Source organism: Pseudomonas sp. LBUM1663, from assembly GCF_059695905.1.
Map to the genome: position 1 here is coordinate 913,830 of NZ_CP166792.1, position 23,622 is coordinate 937,451.

General features: G+C 61.2%; 16 protein-coding genes and 1 pseudogene. 12 read left to right on the plus strand and 5 right to left on the minus strand.

Annotation, left to right across the window (positions count from 1 at the left end; all coding sequences use genetic code 11):
- The first annotated feature begins 6 nt into the window (after positions 1–6).
- The 6 genes and pseudogenes from ACA075_RS03975 (at position 7) to ACA075_RS04000 (ending at position 6,581) form a co-directional block, all read left to right on the plus strand.
- Positions 7–2,214: a DUF1631 domain-containing protein gene (locus tag ACA075_RS03975; RefSeq protein ID WP_497297373.1), complete on the plus strand. Its 2,208-nt coding sequence runs from the start codon at positions 7–9 to the stop codon at positions 2,212–2,214.
- A gap of 64 nt (positions 2,215–2,278) precedes the next feature.
- Positions 2,279–2,839 carry a 1,6-anhydro-N-acetylmuramyl-L-alanine amidase AmpD gene (ampD, locus tag ACA075_RS03980; protein WP_497297374.1) on the plus strand — a complete coding sequence of 187 codons (561 nt, stop codon included), beginning with the start codon at positions 2,279–2,281 and terminating at the stop codon, positions 2,837–2,839.
- The gene (gene ampE, locus ACA075_RS03985; protein ID WP_403101058.1) at positions 2,836–3,672 is read left to right on the plus strand and encodes a regulatory signaling modulator protein AmpE; all 837 of its coding nucleotides are present in this window, start codon (positions 2,836–2,838) and stop codon (positions 3,670–3,672) included. The genes ampD and ampE overlap by 4 nt, the downstream gene beginning before the upstream one ends.
- A 1,283-nt stretch (positions 3,673–4,955) precedes the next feature.
- Positions 4,956–5,159: pseudogene (locus ACA075_RS03990) on the plus strand (HAMP domain-containing protein); the annotation flags it as partial.
- Positions 5,160–5,312: 153 nt separating this feature from the next.
- Positions 5,313–6,017 carry a methyl-accepting chemotaxis protein gene (locus tag ACA075_RS03995; protein ID WP_371928437.1) on the plus strand — a complete coding sequence of 235 codons (705 nt, stop codon included), beginning with the start codon at positions 5,313–5,315 and terminating at the stop codon, positions 6,015–6,017.
- 174 nt (positions 6,018–6,191) lie between these two features.
- Positions 6,192–6,581 carry a hypothetical protein gene (locus ACA075_RS04000; protein ID WP_497297375.1) on the plus strand — a complete coding sequence of 130 codons (390 nt, stop codon included), beginning with the start codon at positions 6,192–6,194 and terminating at the stop codon, positions 6,579–6,581.
- On the opposite strand, the gene ACA075_RS04005 is transcribed toward ACA075_RS04000, so the two are convergent.
- Both ACA075_RS04005 and cra read right to left on the minus strand, forming a co-directional pair.
- Positions 6,582–7,358: a TatD family hydrolase gene (locus ACA075_RS04005; protein ID WP_497297376.1), complete on the minus strand. Its 777-nt coding sequence runs from the start codon at positions 7,356–7,358 to the stop codon at positions 6,582–6,584.
- Positions 7,359–7,361: 3 nt separating this feature from the next.
- A complete protein-coding gene (gene cra, locus ACA075_RS04010; RefSeq protein ID WP_497297377.1) occupies positions 7,362–8,357 on the minus strand; it encodes a catabolite repressor/activator in 996 nt (331 codons plus the stop codon).
- A gap of 283 nt (positions 8,358–8,640) precedes the next feature.
- Here cra and ptsP point away from each other — a divergent pair, with 283 nt between their 5' ends.
- The 4 genes from ptsP (at position 8,641) to ACA075_RS04030 (ending at position 15,919) form a co-directional block, all read left to right on the plus strand.
- Complete coding sequence (gene ptsP / locus ACA075_RS04015) at positions 8,641–11,502, plus strand: phosphoenolpyruvate--protein phosphotransferase (protein WP_497297378.1); 2,862 nt, start codon at positions 8,641–8,643, stop codon at positions 11,500–11,502.
- Entirely contained in the window at positions 11,502–12,443 is a 942-nt protein-coding gene (pfkB, locus tag ACA075_RS04020) for a 1-phosphofructokinase (RefSeq protein ID WP_497297379.1), read from the plus strand. The genes ptsP and pfkB overlap by 1 nt, the downstream gene beginning before the upstream one ends.
- An 11-nt stretch (positions 12,444–12,454) precedes the next feature.
- On the plus strand, positions 12,455–14,194 hold the full coding sequence (locus tag ACA075_RS04025) for a PTS fructose-like transporter subunit IIB (protein ID WP_497297381.1): 1,740 nt from the start codon (positions 12,455–12,457) through the stop codon (positions 14,192–14,194).
- Between the two features lie 183 nt (positions 14,195–14,377).
- Complete coding sequence (locus ACA075_RS04030) at positions 14,378–15,919, plus strand: alkaline phosphatase D family protein (protein WP_497297382.1); 1,542 nt, start codon at positions 14,378–14,380, stop codon at positions 15,917–15,919.
- Positions 15,920–16,031: 112 nt separating this feature from the next.
- Here ACA075_RS04030 and ACA075_RS04035 read toward each other — a convergent pair whose 3' ends face one another.
- The 3 genes from ACA075_RS04035 to ACA075_RS04045 form a co-directional block, all read right to left on the minus strand.
- A complete protein-coding gene (locus ACA075_RS04035) occupies positions 16,032–16,445 on the minus strand; it encodes an endonuclease domain-containing protein (protein WP_497297383.1) in 414 nt (137 codons plus the stop codon).
- 235 nt (positions 16,446–16,680) lie between these two features.
- Positions 16,681–19,209 carry a PepSY domain-containing protein gene (locus ACA075_RS04040; RefSeq protein WP_497297384.1) on the minus strand — a complete coding sequence of 843 codons (2,529 nt, stop codon included), beginning with the start codon at positions 19,207–19,209 and terminating at the stop codon, positions 16,681–16,683.
- Positions 19,210–19,548: 339 nt separating this feature from the next.
- The gene (locus tag ACA075_RS04045; RefSeq protein ID WP_497297385.1) at positions 19,549–21,873 is read right to left on the minus strand and encodes a TonB-dependent receptor; all 2,325 of its coding nucleotides are present in this window, start codon (positions 21,871–21,873) and stop codon (positions 19,549–19,551) included.
- A 206-nt stretch (positions 21,874–22,079) separates the two neighbouring features.
- Between ACA075_RS04045 and ACA075_RS04050 the strand changes: the two genes are divergently transcribed.
- Complete coding sequence (locus ACA075_RS04050) at positions 22,080–22,760, plus strand: Fe2+-dependent dioxygenase (RefSeq protein ID WP_497297386.1); 681 nt, start codon at positions 22,080–22,082, stop codon at positions 22,758–22,760.
- Positions 22,757–23,512, plus strand: coding sequence for a tetratricopeptide repeat protein (locus ACA075_RS04055; protein ID WP_497297387.1), 756 nt, complete (start codon positions 22,757–22,759; stop codon positions 23,510–23,512). Before ACA075_RS04050 ends, ACA075_RS04055 begins: the two co-directional genes overlap by 4 nt.
- Positions 23,513–23,622: the final 110 nt, after the last annotated feature.

Below are 23,622 nucleotides of genomic sequence, written 5' to 3' on the forward strand. Positions count from 1 at the left end.
GCTTGGATGCACAACGACGGGAATGTAGTGCCTTTGCACAAGGCGGCTACCGATCAGGCGACGCAATCGCCGCTCGCCCGCCTGCCTGTGATTCTGCTTCAGGTTCGCGACAAGGCCACTCAACAGCTCAGGCACGGCTTGCAGGAGCTGTTTGATAACGCCGACGACACGCTGTTCGAAATGGCTGATCGGGCCCGCAACGATGTGGAGCAGAACCTCTTTTTCGAAGCCATGCGCGACTTGCGACTCAAGCGAAAAAGCATCGAGCGCGGTTTTCTCGAACAATTCTTCGAGGCGTTCGTCAGCCTTTCGCAGTACGACAGCCCCCAGGTGGCCATGCCTCAGGCATTGGCGTTTGAAACCGATGCATTGTCCAATGACGATCTGGAGCGCAGCGTCGCGGTGGAAGCCATGGTCAGCAAAGTGCTGAACCGCGACGGGTTCGCCCTCGACCAACTGACAGCCCGACTCAGTGCTTTGCTGGGCAAGACGCTGGACGATAAACACAACCCGCTGGGACCGGCGCGGCTCTGCGAGTATTTCTTGCAGGCCTGGCGCAACTTGGGGGTGGAGATCAAGGTCAAGCTGATCATTCTCAAACTGTTCGACCGCTACGTGCTCAGTAGCGCTGATCAGCTGTACGCCGAAGCCAATCAACTGCTCATCGCAACCGGCGTGTTGCCCGACCTCAAGCCTGCGCCGATGCGACGTGCCAGCGATCATGCGGCCGCCAGCGCCCATGCCGAACCGATCGAGGTCGGCATCCACTCGGGTGATACGCCGATCGACGATGGCGTGCAGGAAGTCTTTGCCGCGTTGCAGGAGTTGTTGTTGCACGTGCGCGGCAGCGTCGCACCCACCCTCGAAGCCAGTGCCCAGACCCAGCCTATTTCCACCCGAGACCTGTTGCGCCTGCTCTCGCACTTGCAGCAATACGTGCCGGCGCTGGCAACCCAGGACGACTTCGATCTGCGTAACCAGCTTGAACAACTGCTGACCCGGGTCAGCGTCAAAAGCGGCAAGTCGCGTGTGGTCGGCGTGGCTGACGAAGACGTGATCAACCTGATCGCCATGCTCTTCGAATGCATCCTTGATGACCGCAACCTGCCGGACTCGCTCAAGGCGCTGATTGGTCGGTTGCAGATCCCGATGCTCAAGGTTGCGGTGCTCGACAAGAGCTTCTTCAGCCGCGCCAGCCATCCGGCGCGGCGTCTGCTCAACGAAATCGCTGCCGCCGCGATGGGTTGGGGCGAGTGCGATGACCACGAGCGTGACAGCCTGTACTTGCGCATCGAGCAAGTGGTGCAGCGCCTTTTGAACGACTTTGTTGACGACCCGGCCATTTTCTCCGAGCTGCTGGCGGACTTTCTCGCTTTCACCAGTGACGAGCGCCGTCGCAGTGAACTGCTGGAGCAACGCACCCGTGATGCCGAAGAGGGCCGCGCCAGGACCGAACTGGCGCGCCAGCGTGTCGAGCAGGCGCTGAATCAGGCGTTATTGGGCAAAGTGCTGCCCCAGGCTGTGGTGGTCTTCGTGCAGGAGGCCTGGAGCAAAGTGCTGTTGTTGACCTGCCTCAAACACGGTGATGCGTCGGCGGAATGGCATGCGGATGTGCAGACCATGGAGCAATTGATCTGGAGCGTGCAGCGCCATGACGAACCCGATGCTGGCCTGCGTTTGTTCGCGCTGGTGCCCGGGCTGCTGAAGGCCTTGCGCGACGGGTTGAGCAGCTCGGCATTTGATCCGTTCGCCACCAGTGAGTTTTTCAGTGAGCTGGAAACCTTGCACGTGCAATTATTCGAGCGCCCGGGCCAGGCGGCTGAACAACCCGCCGACCCGCCGGTGATGGTCGAAGTGCTGCAGCAAATCGTGCTGCACACCGCCGACGAGGGCCCGAGCGATGCGGTGTCAGTACGGTTGCCGGCGGACGATGCCGGTTTGCTTCAGGTCGATCAAATGCGTCCGGGCTGCTGGGTCGAGTTTCAGGAAGACGAGGAGAATACCCTGCGTTGCAAGCTGACAGCGATCATCGATTCCACCGGCAAATACATCTTTGTCGACCGCACGGGAATGAAAGTACTGGAGCGCAGCCGCACCGGTCTGGCCCTGGAATTTCGCCGTGGCGCGGTGCGGGCGCTGGACGGTACCTTGCTGTTCGACCGGGCCCTGGAGTCGGTGCTGGGCAATCTGCGGCGTCTCAATCGCGGCAAGTGATCGCACCCCGAGGGCCTATCGCGGCATACTGGGCGCCAACACAGTCGTCGTTGAAGGAACCTGTATGCAGTTGGACCCCGCGAGCGGTTGGTGTCAGGGCGTGCGTGTATGCCCCTCGCCCAACTTCAATGCGCGCCCCTCGGGCGAAATTTCCCTGCTGGTGATCCACAACATCAGCCTGCCGCCAGCGCAGTTCGCCACCGGCAAGGTGCAGGAATTTTTCCAGAATCGTCTGGATGTCACGGAGCATCCCTATTTTGCAGGGATTGCTGATCTGCGGGTGTCTGCGCACTTTCTGATCGAGCGTGACGGCACCGTCACTCAGTTTGTCTCTTGTCTTGAGCGCGCCTGGCACGCCGGTGTCTCGAGTTTCGAGGGGCGGGACACCTGTAACGATTTTTCCGTGGGTATCGAGCTCGAAGGCACGGATGATCTGCCGTTCGAGGACGCTCAGTATCAAGCATTGACGACGCTGACCCGACAGCTGCAAAGCACGTTTACGGCGATCACCGCGCAGCGCATCTGTGGGCATAGCGACATCGCACCGGGGCGCAAGACGGATCCGGGACCTGCGTTCGACTGGGCGCGCTATCGCGCCGCCCTGGCAAAAGAGGAACAACAATGAGTTTTCTGGTGTTGCTGTTGGCCGTCTGGATCGAGAAGTTCTCGGCCCTGCGCCATCGGGTCCAACGTGACGGCGGTTGGGTGCGTGAACTGAACAAGCTTGAAGTCAGTCCGCGCCTGATCGATCGGCCATGGCTGATATTGGTGGTGCTGGTGTTGTTGCCGGTGGCGCTGCTGGGTTTGTTGTTGGTGGTGCTGGAACCGGTGGCCTACGGGTTGCTGGCGTTGCCGGTGCACCTGCTGGTGGTGATTTACAGTCTGGGTCGCGGCGATTTGCTGGCCGGCCTGGGACCGTTTCGCGATGCCTGGCGCCGGGAAGACCTGCAAGCCGCCGCCCATGTGGCGAAGCGCGACGTGGATATCTGCGCCGATAGCGGCGAGCAACTGCTTGAGCGGGTCGAAGGCCATTTGCTGTGGGAGGCTTACCAGAGCTTTTTTGCGGTGATTTTCTGGTACTTCGTGCTGGGCCCAGTCGCCGCCCTCAGCTACCGGCTGCTGGCGCTGGCCGAAGAGCACGGGCAAAACCCTGCCGTGGTCGAGCGCGCTGCACAGTTGCGTCATGCATTTGATTGGGTGCCGGTGCGTCTGTTGGCGGCCAGTTTCGCGCTGGTCGGAAACTTTGTCGCGGTCAGCCGCGTCATGCTGCATGAACTGTTGAACTGGAACATCAGCGCTGCCCAGCTGATCGAGAAAGTCGGCCTGGTGGCTGGCGAAATTCCTGCACCGGTCGTCGGACCGGATGGCATCAACAGCCTGGACCGGATCTGGGAATTGCTGCTGCGGGCGGCGGTGCTCTGGTATGCAGGTTTTGCGTTGTGGACGGTCCTCCCGTAACCCAACAGCTGTCTGACGTGAACGTCATTGTGGCAAGGGAGCTTGCTCCCGCTGGGCGCGCAGCGCCCTCAAACGGCCACGCGAATATGTCAGGAAAATCCGCTCGTCTGCATTGCGTCTGCTTCGCAGACGAGCGGGAGCAAGCTCCCTCGCCACAAGAAGGATCATCGATCTCAAGACCGGCGATCTGCCGTTAACCTTAAGTTACAAAACCCCCTGCCGATTTAAGCTATACAGAGATAGCGCTGAATAGTGGCTATCTGCCGTCGACCTGCGCCTGCCAATAAAAATAAGAATCAAAAGGGAGACTTCCAGTGAAGAGCTTGCTCTATCCCGCCGTCGCGCTGATGAATCGCCTGAGCTTCGGCATGAAGTTCAGCCTGATCAGTGTGCTGTTCCTCGTGCCGATGCTGGTGACCAACTTCTATCTGGTCCGCGATTCCTATCGTGAATTCCAGGGCACACAAGTCGAGCTGCAAAGCCTCGAGCTGCTCGGCAGCAGCCTGACCCTGCGGCGTGATCTGGAAACCCTTAACAACCTGGTGCAAATCAACGTCACCCTTGGCCAGTCCGGCAAGGCCGGTAATGTCGAGACGAAGATCAGCACCCTGGAGCAAAGTGTTCTGGCCCGCCTGCAAGGGCTGACGGCGATGACCACTGATCCGGAGCAGATCACGGTGTTCGATGGCAAGCGCGATGAAATGATCGCGGCGTTCAAGGCCCAGCAAGCGGAAAACTCCCTGCAAAGCAAAAGTGGGATGATCGGCAAGTTGCTCGGCAGCGCGCAGATTTTAAGCCAGATCATCTCCAGTCAGGCCGGCCTGAGCCGCGACACTCAGAGCGACATGCGTCAGCTCAGCGAACTCATTACCAACGTCACTCCGCCCGTGACGCAGATCCTGGGCGACGGCCGGGCGATGGGTTCCTATTCGCTTGGGCAAGGTTTTCTGAATTCGTCGTCGAGCACCCGATTTGATGAGCTGCTGGCGCAGATCGAAAAGCTCCAAGGCGAATACGGTCTGAAGCTCAATGATGCATTGGGCTCCAGCAAAGCGGCGCGTGACACCCTGACCGCCCAGGCCGAGAGCAGCAAAGCCTCGCTGAAAAAGGCCAGTGAGCTGTTCGAAGAGCAGGTGGTGATGGCCGACACCCTCGATGCGCCGTGGCAGGCTTTTTGCGATCAGGTCACCGGCCTGATGGACCAGACCTACCAACTCAACGAAGCGACCCTGACATTCCTCGGCACCCAGTTGCAGCAGCGATTGGAGCAGAACCGCACCCACATGGTCTTACAGGCCGTGGCGCTGTCGGTGGTGTTTGTGTTGATTTTTTACCTCTACGGCGGCTTCTACGCCTCGACCCGCACTACCCTGAAACGCCTGGGCGCGACGCTGGACAAAGTGGCGGCGGGCGACATGACCGTCACCTTCCGCGCCGAAAGCCGCGATGAGTTGGGCGAGCTGGGCGAGGTGTTCAATGGCACCGTGAAGAAAATCCATGACCTGATCGAACGCGTAGGCCAGACCGTCAATGAGGTCGAGCGCCAGGCCGGGCAGGTTGAAAATGTCTCTGCGCAAAGCAACCAGGCGGTGGCGGGGCAGCGCTCGCAGATCGAGCAGGTCGCTACGGCCATGAATCAGATGTCGGCCACCTCCCTTGAGGTAGCGCGCAGTGCCGCCGCAGCGGTCAGCAGCGCTCACAGCGTTAACGACGAGACCATCAGCGGTCGCGGCCTGGTGGCGTCCCAGCAGGGCAGCATCGCGCAACTGGCGAGTGAGATCGATCAGTCGGTACGGGTGATCAACCAACTGGCCAGCGACAGCCAATCCATCAGCCGCGTGCTGGAAGTGATCAAGAGCATCGCCGAGCAAACCAACCTGCTGGCGCTCAACGCCGCGATCGAAGCCGCCCGGGCCGGTGAGCAAGGGCGTGGTTTTGCGGTGGTGGCCGATGAGGTCCGGACCCTGGCCAAGCGCACCCAGCAATCGACCGAAGAAATCGAGCAGATGATCACCAAGCTCCAAAATGGTGTCGGCGCGGCGGTGAAAGCCATGGGCGTCAGCCATCAGGTGGCCGATGGCACCGTCGGGCAGTCGGAAAAGGTCCAGCAGGCGCTGGAAAACATCCTCGGCGCCGTTGGCATGATCGTCGACCAGAACCAACAGATCGCCGCCGCGGTGGAGCAGCAGACCGCCGTGGCCCACGACATCGACCAGAACATTGTCGAGATCAACCGCGCGGGTGAACGCACCGCTGAAGGTGCGCACCAGACCGAAGATGCCAGCCGAGCGTTGTCGGCCCAGGTGGTGGAGCTCAAACAACTGATCAGCGCGTTCCGGGTCTGATGGCCCCAATGGATCAAATGTGGGGGCTGGCTCGCTCCCACAGGTTTTTGCGCCCAATCTGTAGTACTTATTCCCTCATTCGGTCAGCACTGTCCTGTTTTTCTCTAGGCTCTGGTTTTTGGTCTTCAATGAAGGAAGATCAAACACTCTGACTTGGCCTGAGGACGCACGGTTATGTCTGTCGCAATAAGTGGAATCCAGGGGCATTGCGCACATTGTGGAAGCACTCTGGTGCTTGAACCCTGGCAACTCAACGCCATCGCAATCAAAGAATCGTTCGCCTGTTCCCACTGCCACAAAGCCCTGCAGTTGAATGACCCGAAACAGATCCGGCGCTTGAAGTCCGTTGACTCCCTGGCCATGCTGCGGGCCAGTACGCTGGTGATGGTGTGCACCGCGTTGTTGGTGGCGCTGGTGATGGAGTGGGTCGGCATACTCAGCGTGGTCGAACAGCTGAATTTTTCGCTGATTGCGATCCTGCTCTATTTTGTTGTCGTGCAGTTCGCTCGACACAGACAGCACATGACGCTGATCCTGGAAGCCGCCAAGGCCCACGGCGACTGACTACCAGCGGAACAATTCACAGGCATTGGCCGTGCTCGCTGCCGCCAATTGCTCAGGGCTGATCGACATGATCCCGGCCAATGCCGAGCAAATCGCTGGCAGATGCGCCGGGCTGTTGCGTTGACCGGGAAACATGGCGGGCGCCATGTCCGGTGAGTCGGTTTCCAGCACCACCGACTCCAGGGGCAGATCGGCGAGGACGCGGTGCATGCGCAACGCCTGCGGCCAAGTCGCGGCGCCGCCCAGGCCGAGTTTGAAACCGAGCTTGATGTACTCGCGGGCCTCTTCCTTGCTGCCGGCGAAGGCATGAATGATGCCCGCGCGTTTCAGTCGAAACCGTTTAAGCGTGGCAATCACCGCGGCATGGCTGCGCCGCACATGAATCAGCGCTGGAAGATTGAAGTCCACCGCCAGTTGCAGTTGCGCGTCGAACAAGGCCTGCTGACGCTCGCGGTCGAGGGTTTCGATGAAGTAATCCAAGCCGATCTCACCCACGGCACACAATTGCCGATGACCCGCCAGGCGGGTCAGCCAGTCACCGAGTTCGAGTAAATTGTCAGGGCGATGCTGGTCCAGGTACACCGGATGCAAACCGAGCGCCGCATGCAGGTCGGGATCGCTTTGCACCAGGTCCCAGACCCGCTGCCAATTGCCCTGATAAACCCCCAGCACCACCATCCGCCGCACCCCGAGGGCGCGGCTTTCGGCGAGCAGCGCCGTGCGGTCCTCGTCGAAGTCCGGAAAATCCAGATGAGTGTGGCTGTCGATCAGCTCCACGGTTCAGTCCTGGCGAATACGCTGCTTGAAGGTCCGCGCGATGGCTTGCACGCCGGGTTGATAGTCGGACTGCTCGATGGCGGCCAGTGCCAGTGCCAGTGCCTTGTCAGCAATCAGCTGGTGCTGCTGCGCCATTGCGTTAACCGGCAGTGGCAGGAAGTCCAGCAATTGCGTGTCGCCGAAGGTGCCGAGGCGCAGCGGACGGGTTTTCAGCGGGTAATCGTGTAAGGCATCGAACACGCCTTGAAGCAGCACGTAGGAGGTGGTCACCAGCGCATCTGGCAAATGCCCCAGGCGCTGCAGCAATTCTTCCATCAACTGCTTGCCGCACTCGCGGCTGAACGACTCGCCGTGCTCGATCAGCACGTCGCCTTTGAACCCGCTCAACGCCTCCTTGAACCCGGCGGCACGTTCCTGGCTGATGCTCAGTTCAGGACGGGCGCCGATCAACGCGATTTGTTTGGGCAGCGGGTCGAGCAGGCTGCGGGTCAGTTGCAGGCTGGCCTCGCGATCATCGCTGATCACCGAACAGAAATGCTCAGGCTCCATCACCCGGTCGATGGCGATGATCGGAATGCCTTTGGCCTGCAACTGACGATAACTGTCATCACCAGCCGGCAGGCAACTGGCGACGATCAGCGCATCACAGCGCCGGGCGCGGAACAGTTGCAGCAATTGCCGTTCGCTGTCCGGCGCGTCGTCGGAGCTGGCGATCAGCAATTGATAACCGCGTGCCCGGGCACCTTGCTCGAGCAGTTTGGCAATGCGTGCGTAACTGGGGTTTTCCAGGTCCGGCAGAATGAAGCCCAGGGTGCGGGTGTGCCGACTGCGCAACCCGGCCGCTTGAGGGTTGGGTGTAAAACCATGTTGTTCGACGACTGCACGAACGCGCTCGACGGTGGCACTGCTGATCCGTTGCTGTTCGGCCTTGCCATTAATGACATAACTGGCGGTGGTAACGGACACACCGGCCAATTGTGCGATATCACTGAGTTTCAACGCGGGGCTTTCCTTGTTTTTCGGCCGACATTTTCACCAATCCTAACCGATTCGGGCAGACGACCATGGTCTGAACGCATCCGACAAGTTGGACTTCAAGGATGGGACATTATCGAGTAACGTGCCAATCATTCTAGATTAAACGTTTCAGCAGGCGTATTTTCTACGTTATAAGCGCATTTGGCCGGTTCTGCCGCGAAACCGCCAAAAATGATGACTAAGCGCCTAAGCTGAATCATTCAAAACAATACCTGGCGCCAACAGACGCCAAAAAGGAGAAAGCATGCTCGAGCTCACCATAGAGCAGATATCCATGGGCCAGTCGGCTGTGGATAAGTCCGAAGCCTTGCAATTGCTGGCCCGGCATCTGGTCACCGATGGCCTGGTGGCCGAGGGTTATCTTGCCGGTTTGCAGGCGCGGGAAGCCCAGGGCTCGACCTTTCTCGGTCAAGGTATTGCCATCCCCCACGGTACGCCGGAAACCCGCGATCTGGTGTTTTCCACCGGCGTGCGGCTGATGCAATTCCCTGAAGGCGTGGACTGGGGCGATGGCCAGATCGTTTACCTGGCGATCGGTATCGCCGCCAAATCCGATGAGCACTTGCGATTGCTGCAACTGCTGACCCGCGCCCTCGGTGAAACCGACCTCGGCCAGGCCCTGCGTCGCGCCAGTTCCGCCGAAGCCTTGTTGAAACTGCTGCAAGGCGCGCCGCAAGAACTGGCGCTGGATGCACAAATGATCGGCCTTGGTGTCTCCGCCGATGACTTCGAAGAACTGGTGTGGCGCGGTGCGCGCTTGCTGCGCCAGGCCGATTGCGTGAGCAACGGTTTCTCCGCTGTTTTGCAGCAAGTCGAAGCGCTGCCCTTGGGCGATGGTTTGTGGTGGTTGCACAGCGAGCAAACGGTCAAGCGCCCGGGCCTGGCCTTCGTCACCCCGGACAAACCGATGCGCTACCTCGGCCAGCCGCTCAGCGGTCTGTTCTGCCTGGCCAGCCTCGGCGAGGCGCATCAGGCCTTGCTCGAGCGTCTTTGTGCGTTGCTGATCGAAGGTCGCGGCCATGAACTGGGTCGCGCCACCAGCAGCCGTAAAGTTCTCGAAGTGCTGGGCGGTGAACTGCCGGCGGATTGGCCGAGCGCGCGCATTGCGTTGGCCAACGCCCACGGTTTGCATGCCCGCCCGGCGAAGATCCTCGCGCAGTTGGCGAAAAGTTTTGAAGGCGAAATCCGCGTGCGCATCGTCGATGGCCAAGACAGCGCCGTCTCGGTGAAGAGCTTGAGCAAACTGCTCAGCCTCGGCGCCCGGCGCGGTCAGGTGCTGGAGTTAGTCGCCGAACCGAGCATCGCCGCCGATGCCTTGCCAGCCTTGCTGGCCGCCATCGAAGAAGGCCTGGGCGAAGAAGTCGAGCCGTTGCCCGCCGTGAGCCAGCAGCGCGAGGTGTTTGCCGATGTCGCCGAAGTGCTCCTTGCGCCAGCGTCCGGCAGCCTGGTCCAGGCGATTGCCGCTGCACCGGGCATCGCCATCGGACCGGCACACATTCAAGTGCTGCAAACCATCGATTACCCGTTGCGTGGCGAGTCCGCCGCCATTGAGCGCGAGCGTCTCAAACAGGGGTTGGCGCACGTGCGCCGCGACATCGAAGGTCTGATCGAACGCAGCAAATCCAAAGCCATTCGTGAGATTTTCATCACCCACCAGGAAATGCTCGACGACCCGGAACTGACCGATGAAGTCGACACCCGCCTCAAGCAAGGCGAAAGCGCCGAAGCAGCGTGGATGGCGGTGATCGAAGCGGCGGCCAAGCAACAGGAATCTCTGCAGGACGCCTTGCTCGCCGAACGGGCCGCCGACTTGCGCGACATTGGTCGTCGGGTGCTGGCGCAACTCAGCGGCGTCGAGACCCCGAGTGAACCCGATCAGCCGTACATTCTGGTGATGGACGAAGTCGGCCCGTCCGACGTTGCCCGTCTCGATCCGACCCGTGTGGCCGGCATTCTCACGGCCCGTGGCGGCGCGACCGCTCACAGCGCGATTGTCGCCCGGGCGCTGGGCATTCCGGCCTTGGTCGGTGCCGGTGCGGCGGTGTTGCTGCTGGCGCCGGGCACGCCGTTGCTGATTGATGGCCAACGCGGTCGCCTGCATGTGGACGCCGACGCAGCAACCTTGCAGCGCGCCACCGAGGAGCGCGACACCCGCGAGCAACGCCTCAAAGCCGCCGCCGAACAACGCCATCAACCGGCGCTGACCACCGACGGCCATGCGGTCGAAGTGTTCGCCAACATCGGCGAAAGCGCAGGCGTGACCAGCGCGGTGGAGCAGGGTGCCGAAGGCATTGGTTTGCTGCGCACCGAACTGATTTTCATGGCCCATTCCCAGGCGCCGGACGAGGCCACCCAGGAAGTCGAATACCGCCGCGTCCTCGATGGCCTGGCCGGTCGTCCTCTGGTGGTTCGCACCCTCGATGTCGGTGGCGATAAACCACTGCCGTACTGGCCGATTGCGAAAGAAGAAAACCCGTTCCTCGGCGTGCGTGGCATTCGCCTGACCTTGCAGCGTCCGCAGATCATGGAAGCGCAATTGCGCGCCTTGCTCCGTGCGGCGGACAACCGCCCGCTGCGGATCATGTTCCCCATGGTCGGCAGCGTCGATGAGTGGCGCCAGGCGCGGGACATGACCGAACGTCTGCGTCTGGAAATCCCGGTCGCCGACCTGCAACTGGGGATCATGATCGAAGTGCCATCGGCGGCGTTGCTGGCGCCGGTGCTGGCCAAGGAAGTCGACTTCTTCAGCGTCGGCACCAATGACCTGACCCAATACACCCTGGCCATCGACCGGGGTCACCCAACCTTGTCGGCCCAGGCTGACGGCTTGCACCCGGCGGTGCTGCAACTGATCGACATCACCGTGCGCGCGGCCCATGCCAACGGCAAGTGGGTCGGCGTGTGCGGCGAGCTGGCAGCCGATCCGTTGGCGGTGCCGGTGCTGGTCGGTCTCGGCGTGGACGAGCTCAGCGTGTCCGGTCGCAGCATTGCCGAGGTCAAGGCGCGCATCCGCGAACTCAGCCTGAGCCAAACCAGAATTCTCGCCCAACAGGCCCTGGCCGTGGGCAGCGCCAATGAAGTGCGCGCATTAGTGGAGGCCCTGTAATGGCCAAGATACTGACCCTCACGCTCAACCCGGCGCTGGACCTGACGGTGCAATTGCCGCGTCTTGAGCCCGGCCAAGTCAATCGCAGCGACGAAATGCACACCCACGCCGCCGGTAAAGGCGTGAACGTGGCGCAGGTGCTGGCCGACCTCGGGCATCAGCTGACGGTCAGCGGTTTCCTCGGTGAGGACAACCTTCAAGCGTTCGAAACCCTGTTCGCCAAACGCGGTTTTGTCGATGCGTTCATTCGGGTGCCCGGCGAGACGCGCAGCAACATCAAACTGGCGGAAAACGATGGTCGGATCACCGACATCAACGGGCCGGGGCCGATGGTCAATGCGGCAGCGCAACAAGCCTTGCTGGATCGACTCGACCAGATTGCCCCCGGTCATGACGCGGTCGTCGTGGCCGGCAGCCTGCCGCAAGGGATCAGCCCCCAATGGTTGCAGGCGTTGATTGAACGTCTGAAAAACCTCGGTCTGAATGTCGCCCTCGACAGCAGCGGTGAAGCGTTGCGCGCCGCACTCAAGGCCGGCCCTTGGCTGATCAAACCGAACACCGAAGAGCTGGCCGACGCGCTGGGCTGCGAGGTGGTATCGGTGGCGGCACAAGCCGAAGCGGCGAGCCGTTTGCACGCTCAAGGCATCGAGCATGTGGTGATCTCCCACGGCGCCGACGGCGTGAACTGGTTCAGTGTCGGCTCGGCGATGCACGCCACGCCGCCCAAGGTCAGCGTCGTCAGCACCGTGGGCGCAGGCGATTCGTTGCTGGCCGGCATGCTTCACGGTCTGCTCAGCGCCGACACGCCTGAACAGACCCTGCGCACCGCCACGGCGATTGCCGCAATGGCAGTCACGCAGATCGGTTTCGGTATTGGCGATGTCGCGCAGTTGGCGCGGCTCGAACAGGGCGTGCGCATTCGCACCCTGACAGAACAATAAGAGGGTTTGTCATGAAGTTAGCCATTGTTACGGCCTGCCCGAACGGCATGGTCACCAGTGTGCTGTGCGCCCGTTTGCTTGATGCAGCGGCCCAGCGTCAGGGCTTGAGCACCAGCGTCGAAGTAGTGGACGCCGCGCATCCGGAACGTCAGCTGTCGTCGGCCACGATTGAAGCCGCCGAGTGGGTGTTGCTGGTCACCAGCACGCCGGTGGACATGTCGCGGTTTGTTGGCAAACGCGTGTTCCAGAGTACGCCGGCCCAGGCGTTGCAGGATGTCGAAGCGGTCCTGCGCCGAGGCGCTGAAGAAGCTCAGGTGTATGTCGCGCCCGAAGCTGTCGCGCAACCTGCGGCCACCGTTCAAAACGCGCCACGTCTGGTGGCGATCACCGCGTGCCCGACCGGTGTCGCCCACACGTTCATGGCCGCCGAAGCCTTGCAGCAAGCAGCCAAGCGTCTGGGCTACGACCTGCAGGTGGAAACCCAGGGCTCGGTCGGTGCGCGCAATCCACTCAGCGCCGCAGCGATTGCCGATGCCGATGTGGTGCTGCTGGCGTGCGACATCGAAGTCGCCACCGAGCGTTTTGCCGGCAAGAAAATCTACCGTTGCGGTACTGGCATTGCGTTGAAGCAAGCCGAGGCGACGCTGAACAAAGCGCTGGCCGAAGGCAAGCAGGAAACCGCTTCGCCCGGTGCCAAAGGCCCGGCCAAGCAAGAGAAGACGGGCATCTATAAACACCTGCTGACGGGCGTGTCGTTCATGCTGCCGATGGTGGTGGCGGGCGGTCTGATGATCGCGTTGTCGTTCGTGTTCGGCATCACCGCGTTCAAGGAGGAAGGCACACTCGCCGCCGCACTGATGCAGATCGGTGGCGAGACTGCATTCAAGTTGATGGTGCCGTTGCTGGCGGGTTACATCGCCTACTCGATCGCCGACCGGCCGGGCCTGGCGCCGGGGATGATTGGTGGTCTGCTGGCGAGCACCCTGGGCGCCGGTTTTATCGGCGGGATCATTGCCGGTTTCATCGCCGGTTACGCGGCGCAGGCGATCAATCGATACGCACGCTTGCCGCAAAGTCTTGAGGCGCTGAAACCGATCCTGATCATCCCGTTGCTGGCGAGCCTGTTCACTGGCCTAGTGATGATTTACATCGTCGGCAAACCGGTGGCCGGGATGCTCGAAGGGCTCACGCACTTCCTCGACAGCATGGGCACCACCAACGCGATTCTGCTCGGTGTGCTGCTCGGCGGGATGATGTGCGTCGACCTTGGAGGGCCGATCAACAAAGCCGCGTATGCGTTCTCGGTCGGGCTGCTGGCCTCGCAAAGTTATGCACCGATGGCCGCGACCATGGCCGCCGGCATGGTGCCACCGATTGGCTTGGGCATCGCCACGTTTATCGCACGGCGCAAGTTTGCCCAGACCGAGCGCGAGGCCGGCAAAGCGGCGTTGGTCTTGGGGTTGTGCTTCATCTCTGAAGGCGCGATTCCGTTTGCCGCGAAAGACCCGCTGCGGGTGATCCCGGCGAGCATTGCCGGTGGCGCGCTGACCGGTGCGTTGTCGATGTATTTCGGCTGCAAACTGATGGCGCCGCACGGTGGGTTGTTTGTGCTGGCGATCCCGAATGCGATCAACCATGCGCTGTTGTATCTGCTGGCGATTGTGGCGGGGAGCCTGTTGACGGCGGTGGCGTATGCGCTGCTCAAGCGGCCGGAAGTTGTTGAGATGGCACTGGAACCCGCCAAGGCCTGACACAAAACCCTGTGGGAGCGGGCTTGCTCGCGAAGGCGGTGGATCAGTCAACTTCATCGTTGAATGACACACCGCCTTCGCGAGCAAGCCCGCTCCCACAGGGGATCAATGGTGTTGCAGATTTTGGTGTCACACCGGTTTCATGCGCACGTGCTTTAGTTTTTCCTTTTCAGGGAGAACACCATGAGCGAATTCGACCTCGGCCGCCGCCGTGTCATGCAAGCTGTCGGCGCGGGGCTTTTGCTTCCAGGGCTGGCGCCGGCCGTCATCGCCTCGGTCAAGGACCGTCCGCAACTCACCGATGGCGTGCAGTCCGGCGACCTGATGGGCGACCGGGCGATGATCTGGAGTCGCAGCGACCGTCCGGCGCGGATGGTGGTGGAATGGGACACTCGCAGCCTGTTTGGCAACCCACGCCGATTCGTCTCGCCATTGGCCGATGCGCGCAGCGATTTCACCGCGCGGGTCGAACTCACGGGCCTGCCGGCCGATCAGGCGATTTTCTATCGCGTGTATTTCGAAGACGCCCAGAGCGGCGTTGCCAGTGAGCCCTGGTTCGGCCACTTGCGCAGCGTGCCGCAAACCCGGCGCGACATTCGTTTCGTCTGGAGCGGCGACACCGTTGGCCAGGGTTTCGGCATCAACCCGGACATCGGCGGCATGCGCATCTACGAAGCCATGCGACTGCGCCTGCCGGACTTCTTTATCCACAGCGGTGACACCATCTACGCCGACGGCCCGGTGCCGGCGCAGCTGACCACCGAAAGCGGCCGGGTGTGGCGCAATATCACCAGCGAAGCCAAGAGTAAGGTCGCCGAGACTCTCGACGACTACCGCGGCAATTATCGCTACAACCTGATGGACGAAAACATTCGTCGTTTCAACGCCGAGGTCCCGCAGATCTGGCAGTGGGACGACCACGAAGTGGTGAACAACTGGTCGCCGGGCAAGCAGTTGGATGAGCGCTACAAGAGCAAAGATATCCACAGCCTGGTGGGTCGCGCCCGGCAGGCGTGGCTCGAATATGCGCCCATGCGTTTGCAGAGCGCGGATGGCGGCGGGCGGATTTATCGCCAGCTCGGCTATGGGCCGATGCTGGATGTGTTCGTGCTGGACATGCGCAGCTATCGCGAAGCCAATGACGACAACCTTGGCGCTGCCAAACCCTTTCTGGGTCGTGAGCAACTCGATTGGCTCAAGGCTTCGTTGAAAGCCTCCACCGCCCAATGGAAAGTCATCGCCGCCGACATGCCGATCGGCCTCGGCGTTCCCGACGGAGAGGTCCGCCCGGGTGTGGCGCGTTGGGAAGCAGTGGCCAACGGTGATCCCGGACCGGCTCAGGGACGTGAACTGGAAATCGCAGAACTCTTGGGCTTTTTACGGGCGCAGCAGGTGCGCAATTACGTGTTCCTGACGGCGGATGTGCATTACTGCGCCGCGCATCATTACCACCCGGATCGCGCTGCATTCCAGGACTTCGAACCGTTCTGGGAATTTGTGGCCGGACCGTTGAATGCCGGGAGCTTCGGGCCGAATCCGCTGGACAAGACGTTCGGGCCCGAGGTGGTCTTCGAGAAAGCACCGCCGGCTCAGAACACCTCGCCGTTTGCCGGGTTTCAGTTCTTTGGCGAGGTGAATATCGATGGGCAGACGGGGGAGATGAGTGTGGTGTTGCGGGATCTGGATGGGGTGGCGGTGTTTGAGCAGAAGTTACAGCCTGTCTGATAGATCCACCCCTCACCCCAGCCCTCTCCCCAAAGGGGAGAGGGGGAAAGGGGGCCGATCTCCATTGGATTCGAAACGTGAGTTCGACTCGGAATTTCAGGTCGCAGAATTTCTAAAGAAACTCACGGTCAGTCCCCTCGCCCTCTGGGAGAGGGTTAGGGTGAGGGCTGTGATTCGCAGCAAACCTCAGGATTTGCTCTAACACATCACTCATCCGCTCAATAACCTCCAGATTGCTGAATCGCACAACTTCAATACCTAGCGCCTGAAGGTAACGCGTTCGCCTCCGATCGTGGATTTTTCCCGCCGTCTCATAATGCTGACCACCATCCAGCTCGATGGCCAACTTCAGCTCAATGCAATAAAAATCCAGGACATAAGGTGGACATGGAAACTGCCGTCGAAACTTCAGATTGGCGAGTTGCCGGGATCGGAGTTTTTGCCAGAGCATGAGCTCGCAGTCGGTCTGATTGGCGCGAAGGTGACGAGCGAATTGGCGTAGGTTGGAGGAGGTGCGGGTGGGCATGCTTCACGTCCGTGTGAAGGGGGATGGAGGTTTTACTTTAGCCGGAGTTTTGTACTTCGGTTATAGAACCACCCCTCACCCCAGCCCTCTCCCCACGGGGGAGAGGGGGAAAGGGAGCCGATTTGCGTTGGATTCAAAACCTGAGCTCGACTCGATTTTTCAGGTCGATGTATAACGTGAGACACCTCGGTCAGACCCCTATCCCTCTGGGAGAGGGCTAGGGTGAGGGGCTCTTTCAGTAGACGTCGCGGCGGTAGCGGCCCTGCTCGATCAGGCGATCAACTTCTTCAATCCCGAGCACTTCGTTGAGCGCGTGATCCACCCCAGAAGCCATTCCCTGCAGGCTGCCGCAGATGTAAATCACGGCACCGTCGGCCAACCATTGCTTCAATAGATCGGCAGACTCGCGCAGTCGATCCTGCACATAAACTTTCTCGGCCTGATCTCGCGAGAACGCCAGGTCCAGTCGCTCCAGATCGCCTGACGTTAACCACTCCTCAAGCTCATCGCGGCACAGGTAGTCGTATTCCCGATTACGCTCACCGAACAGCAACCAATGCCGTTGCTGCCCATCGGTAATGCGCGCCTTGAGCAAACTGCGCAGCCCGGCCAGCCCGGTGCCGTTGCCCAGCAAGATCATCGGAACAGACTCGGTCGGCAGATGGAACCCACTGTTACGCCGCACTCGCAGGCTGATGGGGCCGCCCACCGGCGCGTGTTCGGTCAGCCAGCCGGAGCCAATGCCCAGGCTGCCGTCGGGATGCAGTTCCTGACGCACGATCAGTTCGAGCACGCCGTCGGCGGCGATCGAGGCGATGGAGTATTCGCGCAGGGCCAAGGGCACCAGGGCGTCGACCAGCGCTTGCGCGTGCAGGCCGACCAGGTGGGTTCTGTTTTCCGGCAGTTGTCGGCTGGCGAGGGCTTGCTCCAGCGGTTGCGACAGGCCGTCGAAGGTCACCATAGCCCGGCCTTCAATGCCCAGGCCATCAAGGAAATGCTCGATCGCCCACGGGCAATTGCGTGGCAGGACTTCCACCAGATCCCCCGCCAGCCAACTGCTGGTCGTCGGGGCGGTCAGGCCCAGCAAGTACACCGGCGAGCCGCTGCTGTCCGGGTTCATCAGTTCGCGGCGGGTCAGGGTCCAGTAGTCGTAGCTTGGCGCTTGCCAGGTGTCGACCGGCGCTTGCCCGGTCAACAGGCCGAGTTGCTGCTGCCAGTGACGCAAGGCGTAAGGGTCGCCGCTGTCGACTTCCACCGGCGCGAACAACGTCTTGCCGCCATGCTCGCCAAGCCAGGTGTGCAAGCGTCGGGCGAAGCCGCAGAAGTGTTGATATTGGCGATCACCGAGACCCAGTACCGCGTAGTTCAAGCTTTCCAGGTTCGACGCCTGGCCCAGTACCTTGCGCTCGAAAACCCGGGCGCTGTCCGGCGCTTCACCGTCGCCGAAGGTGCTGACCACGAACAGCGCGTTGCTGGATTCACGCAAATCCTGTTCGCTGACATTCGCCAGCGGCTGAACCTTCACCGGCAGGCCGGCCGCCTGCAATTGCCCGGCGGTCTGCCACGCCAGTTGCTCGGCAAAGCCGCTCTGGCTGGCGAAACCGATCAACCAGGCGGGTGCATTGCTGCCCGTTTGCGCGAAGTCTTTGCGGGCGTCCCTGATCTGCTTTTTCTTGCGGCGACGGTCCAGGTACAACAACCAGCCAGTGACGAAGAACAGCGGCATGCTCAGCGCGGTAAGGGTCAGGATGATCCGCCCGACGATGCCGAAGTAGCTGCCGACGTGCAGCGCGTAAATGCTGGTCAGCAGTTGCGCCTTGAGGCTCTTGTCGCTGTAACGGTCATGCCGTTTGACCAGGCCGGTCGCCGGATCGAGGCTGATCTGGTTCAGCGCACGGTCATGGGGCGAGGTGTTCAACAGGTAGAAGACCGTCGCTGGTTGGCCGGCCACGGGCGGCATGCGGATGTTATAGGCGCTGAGTGCCGGGCCTGCGGCGCTGTAGATGCTGCTCCACATGGCGGCGTAATCGGCGGTGGGCGCCGGGCCGCTTGGCGCAGGACCCCGACCGCCGCGAACGCGCTCGTTTTGCGGCGCGTCGGAAAGCAATTGGGTCAGGCCCTTGTTGTACCACTCATAGGACCAGGACAACCCGGTCAGCGCGGACAGGAGGTAAAACACCAGGCACCAGGTGCCGGCCACCGAGTGCAGGTCCCAGTTGAAACTGCGGCCCTTTTTCTTCCAGTCTAGGGTCAGCCAGGCGCGCCAGCTTTTCCATTGGCGCGGCCAGCGCAGGTACAGGCCGGACAGGCAGAAAAACACCAGGATCAGCGTGCAGGCGCCGGTGATCTGCCGCCCGGTATCGCCCATGGCGAGGAAGCGGTGCAGTTGCAGCATCAGGCCGAAGAAATCCTGGCCGGTGGCTTCACCCATGAACTCGGCGGTGTACGGATCGAAGTAGCGCATCTCGCCCCGGCGTTCGCCCGGTGGCGGGGTGAAACTCACCCGCGCGGCGTTGCCGCTGTCGGTGTCGACCCAGAGCATCGCGACTTTCTTGCCGGAGGCGCCTTCGATTTTTTCCACCAGTTCGGCGGGCGGCAGGACACCGGCAACCTGCTTCTCGACCTGCAGCACCGAAGGATTGAGCACGCTGAGGATTTCATCCTCAAACGAGACCATCGCCCCGGTGATGCCCATCAGGGCCAGGACCAGCCCGGCACTGATGCCGAAAAACCAGTGCAACTGGAACAGGGTTTTCTTCAACACGTCGCTCGCCTTGTTCGTTCGAAATAATCATCACAGCGCGCATTATGCCGTGGGTTGCTGAGAAACATTCTTTTTTACGCACAAAAGCCCCGTTCATGTGGATGAACGGGGCCAGGCCTTATTGCCGGCCACTCCATGTGGGAGCGAGCCAGTGTGGCGAGGGGGCTTGTCGGACCGCCGCACCGCCCCGTTGGGTCGCGAAGCGGCCCCAATATCTGAGCTCGGGCCATATTTGACACACCGCGCTTTCAGGTTATGGGACTGCTGCGCAGTCCAACGGGGGCAAGCCCCCTCGCCACAAAGGCTCGCTCCCACAGGAGATTGCGGTGTGGCTGCCAATCAGAAGTGGAAGTTGGTGCTCAGCAATGCCGTGCGGCCCGCCGCCTGGTTGGCGAAGTGGGTCGAGAAGGCTTTGTCGTAGTAAGTTTCGTCGGTCAGGTTCTGCACGTTCAGTTGCAGGTCGACGTTTTTGCTCAGCTTGTAGGCAGCCATTGCGTCGTAGCGAACGTAGGAATCCACCATGGTGGTGTTGGCCACGCTGCCGAATACGTCGTCGACATAGAACGCACCGCCACCGATGGTCAGCTTCGGCGTGACCTGATAGGTCGTCCACAGGCTGGCACTGTTTTTCGGGGTGTTTGGCAGTTCGTTGCCGTTGTTGGCTTTGTTGGCTGGCAGATCACCACCATCGACCTGCTCGCTGTCCATGTAGGCGTAACCGGCGAAGACTTGCCATTTTTCGGTGATCTTGCCGCTGGCCGACAGTTCGATACCTTGAACGCGAGTTTTGCCGGCGTTTTCATAGGAGGTGGTATCGACTTGAACGCGGGCGTTTTCTTTCTCGGTGCGGAAGATATCGGCGGTCAACGACAGGCGATCGTTCAGCAAGTCCCACTTGGTACCGATTTCGTAGTTCCTGGTGGTTTCCGGCTCCATGTCACTGCTCAGCAGGTTGCCGTTGCGATCCGGAGTGCCGCCCAACGGGTTGCCTTCCTGGCCTTCGCCCAGGGTGTTGCCGGGTGGCGTGGCGGAGGTGGCGTAGGACGCGTAGATGCTGCCGTTTTCGGCCGGTTTGTAGACCACGCCGAATTGCCCGGTCACGAACTCGCTAACGTCATCCCCTTTGGACGTGGTCACGCTGGAAGCGTTGTAGGTTTTGTATTTTGTGTCGAAATGGTCGTAACGCAGGCCCATGTTTACCAGCCATTGCTCGGACAATTCCAGGGTGTCGAACACGTACAGCGCGTAGGTGTCGGCTTGGGTGTCGGTGCCGGCGTAGTTACGCGAGATCGCACCGTTCCACGGATCGTTCGGGTTCGGATTGGCCAGCGAGGTGCAGTTGTAACCGCTTGGCGCGCCGATCAATGCCGGGGAGCAGTTGGTGGTCGAAGCCGCGGTTCTCGGGGTGGTGTCGACGTTGACGTTGTACGAGGATTTCTGGCTTTCCTCGCGGCTCAACTCGATGCCGGTGGCAAAGCTGTTCTTGAAGCCCGCAATGTAGACGTCACCAAACAGATCGGTCTGGTTGGTGGTGGTCTCGGTGTTGCTGACGCGGGTGTTGGCCCGGCGCCAGACGCTGCCGTTATTGACGTTGCCCTTGCTGTCGTCTGGCTGGGTCAGGATGTAATCCTGCATGCTGCTGCCGTGGCGCAAGGTGTTCTTGACGGTCAGCGCATCGTTCAGGTCGTGCTCGATGGCGAAGGTCGCCGTGTCGGTGCGGCCCTTGCGGAAATCGCGATCGTCCAGGCCGTAGAAGTTGCTGTGATCGCCACCGGCGAACGGCTTGTCCGGGTTGGACTTGGTGCGGGCGGCGGAACCTGCGGCAGGAATGGTGTACGGAATCCCCGAGTCCGGCGTGTCGTTGCTTTCGAGATGGTAATAATCGAGGTTGACCCGGGTGTCGGTGCCCAGGCCGAACGCCAGCGACGGTGCGATGCCCCAACGGTCGTAATCGACGCTGTCACGGCCGGCGACGTTGCTTTCGTGGCTCATCAGGTTCAGGCGGCCAGCGGCGGTGTCGGTGAACTGATAGTTGCCGTCCAGGGTGTAACGCTGGGTCTGGTCTGAACCCCAGGTAAAACCACCGTCGAACGAGTCGCCCAAGTGAGCCTTTTTGCTCACCAGGTTAATGCTGCCGCCCGCTGCGCCACGTCCGCCAATAGCCGAGTTCGGGCCTTTGCTGACTTCGATGGATTCTACGGCGAAGATCTCGCGGCTCTGCGAACCGGTGTCGCGCACGCCGTCCAGATAGGTATCGCCCTGAGCGTCGAAACCACGAATGAACGGGCGATCGCCTTGTGGGTTGCCACCTTCACCGGCACCGAATGTAATGCCCGGAACGGTGCGCAGCGCATCCTGCATATTGAGGGCGCCGGTGTCCTTGAGCACTTGCTGCGGGATGACGGTGACCGAGCGCGGTGTGTCCACAAGCGGTGCGGTGTACTTGGGCGAGGAGGCTTTTTCGACGTTGTAGGACGTCGCATCCTGGGCTTCGCCAGTGATGGAGGTCGCCCCCAGGGAGATCGCATTGCCCGGCGCTTTTTCGTCGGCCTTTTCGGCTGCAAAAACCATGTGGCCGGCAGAACCGGCCGTGATCGCCACGCCAATTGCAGACGCGAGCAAACGCGGTGAACTGACCGGTAAATGTGAGTGTTGGCGTGACATGTGAATTCCCCTCCCCAAGGATTTGAGGTCGCGGAATATAGGGTAGACGCGTATTTGTATCAATTGCGAAACGTTACTATTCGCGAGGAATTTACATTCTTTACAATTTAACCTTACGGTTTTTGATGATTCGTTCGTCGTAGGGGTTTTACACAGTCAATAAGAATCAATACCATTGCCGCCTCTTTACCTCCAGGTGTCATCCCATGCTGCTTCACATTCCCGGCGTGTTCGCCAAAGAAGAAGTGCAGCGCATCCGCGAGGCTCTGGAGCAGGCGGATTGGGCCGATGGCAAAATCACCGCCGGCTACCAGTCGGCCAAAGCCAAGCACAACCTGCAGCTGCCTGAAGGTCATCCGCTGGCCAAGGAAGTGGGCGCGGCGATGCTGGAGCGGCTGTGGAAAAATCCGCTGTTCATGTCCGCAGCGTTGCCGCACAAGGTTTTTCCTCCGTTGCTGAACTGTTACACGGCGGGCGGCAGTTTCGACTTCCATATCGACAACGCCGTGCGCCAGCCCAAGGGCGGTATCGAGCGGGTCCGCACCGATCTGTCGGCGACCCTGTTCTTCAGCGAACCTGAGGACTATGACGGCGGCGAACTGGAAATCCAGGACACCTTCGGCTCCCAGTGCGTGAAGTTGCCGGCCGGCGATATGGTCCTGTATCCCGGCACCAGCCTGCACAAGGTCAACGCCGTCACTCGCGGCACCCGCTATGCGTCGTTCTTCTGGGCCCAAAGCCTGGTGCGCGAAGACAGTCAGCGTGCGTTGCTGTTCGAGATGGACGGGGCGATCCGGCAATTGACTCAGGACATCCCGGATCACCCGTCGCTGATCCGCCTCACGGGCACGTATCACAATCTGTTGCGTCGTTGGGTCGACGTATGAGTTTTCAATTGCGCCGCGAGGAAGTCCTCGACGGTGATTCGCTCAAAGCCATGCTGGAGGAAAGCCCCGCTCGTGCAGCCCAGGCGATTCTGATTGCTGCCCGAGAAGGCGTGCTCGACGCTCAGGCCTTGCTCGGGCAGATCCTGCTGGACGGCCAGGGCATCGCGATGGATCAGGCGCTGGCGCTGCGCTGGTTCGCGATTGCGGCTCAGGGCGGGCACTTGATGGCGCGCAACATGCTCGGTCGTTGTCATGAACATGGCTGGGGGTGTGCGGCGGATGCTTCGGTTGCCGCGCAGCATTATCGAATCGCCGCCGACGCCGGGCTGGATTGGGCGATGTACAACTACGCCAATCTGCTGGCGACCGGGCGCGGGGTGAGCGAGGATCAGACGCATGCGCTGAGTCTCTATCGCCGCGCCGCAGAACAGGGCCATGCAAAGTCGATGAACCTGCTGGGGCGTTATCTGGAACAAGGACGGGGGTGTCCGGCGGATCCGCAAGCTGCGCGTGAGTGGTATCGACACTCGGCGCTCGGCGGGGACTTTCGCGGGCAGTTCAGTTATGCCGCTGTGCTGGCGGATGACGGCAAGATCGACGAGGCGCTGGGCTGGTTGCGCAAGGCACTGGTCGGGGGCAATCTGAATTTCTTGCGGGTGGCGAGCCAGGCACTTTTAAGCGCAACTGAGCCCAAAATTCACGCCATGGCAGCTGAATATCACCAGAAGATCCTTCAGATAAGCGGGAAGTGAAGCCAAGACTGTACCTGTGGCGAGGGAGCTTGCTCCCGTCGAACTGCGTAGTAGTCGCTTTTTTGGGGGCTGCTTCGCGACCCAACGGGAGAAAGCTCCCTCGCCACAGG

What these genes read in the sequence shown, in the direction of transcription:
- ACA075_RS03975 (WP_497297373.1), top strand. Translation starts at nt 7, where the DNA reads ATGCACAACGACGGGAATGTAGTGCCTTTGCACAAGGCGGCTACCGAT.
- ampD (WP_497297374.1), top strand. Translation starts at nt 2,279, where the DNA reads ATGCAGTTGGACCCCGCGAGCGGTTGGTGTCAGGGCGTGCGTGTATGC.
- ampE (WP_403101058.1), top strand. Translation starts at nt 2,836, where the DNA reads ATGAGTTTTCTGGTGTTGCTGTTGGCCGTCTGGATCGAGAAGTTCTCG.
- ACA075_RS03995 (WP_371928437.1), top strand. Translation starts at nt 5,313, where the DNA reads ATGTCGGCCACCTCCCTTGAGGTAGCGCGCAGTGCCGCCGCAGCGGTC.
- ACA075_RS04000 (WP_497297375.1), top strand. Translation starts at nt 6,192, where the DNA reads ATGTCTGTCGCAATAAGTGGAATCCAGGGGCATTGCGCACATTGTGGA.
- ptsP (WP_497297378.1), top strand. Translation starts at nt 8,641, where the DNA reads ATGCTCGAGCTCACCATAGAGCAGATATCCATGGGCCAGTCGGCTGTG.
- pfkB (WP_497297379.1), top strand. Translation starts at nt 11,502, where the DNA reads ATGGCCAAGATACTGACCCTCACGCTCAACCCGGCGCTGGACCTGACG.
- ACA075_RS04025 (WP_497297381.1), top strand. Translation starts at nt 12,455, where the DNA reads ATGAAGTTAGCCATTGTTACGGCCTGCCCGAACGGCATGGTCACCAGT.
- ACA075_RS04030 (WP_497297382.1), top strand. Translation starts at nt 14,378, where the DNA reads ATGAGCGAATTCGACCTCGGCCGCCGCCGTGTCATGCAAGCTGTCGGC.
- ACA075_RS04035 (WP_497297383.1), bottom strand. Translation starts at nt 16,445, where the DNA reads ATGCCCACCCGCACCTCCTCCAACCTACGCCAATTCGCTCGTCACCTT.
- ACA075_RS04045 (WP_497297385.1), bottom strand. Translation starts at nt 21,873, where the DNA reads ATGTCACGCCAACACTCACATTTACCGGTCAGTTCACCGCGTTTGCTC.
- ACA075_RS04050 (WP_497297386.1), top strand. Translation starts at nt 22,080, where the DNA reads ATGCTGCTTCACATTCCCGGCGTGTTCGCCAAAGAAGAAGTGCAGCGC.
- ACA075_RS04055 (WP_497297387.1), top strand. Translation starts at nt 22,757, where the DNA reads ATGAGTTTTCAATTGCGCCGCGAGGAAGTCCTCGACGGTGATTCGCTC.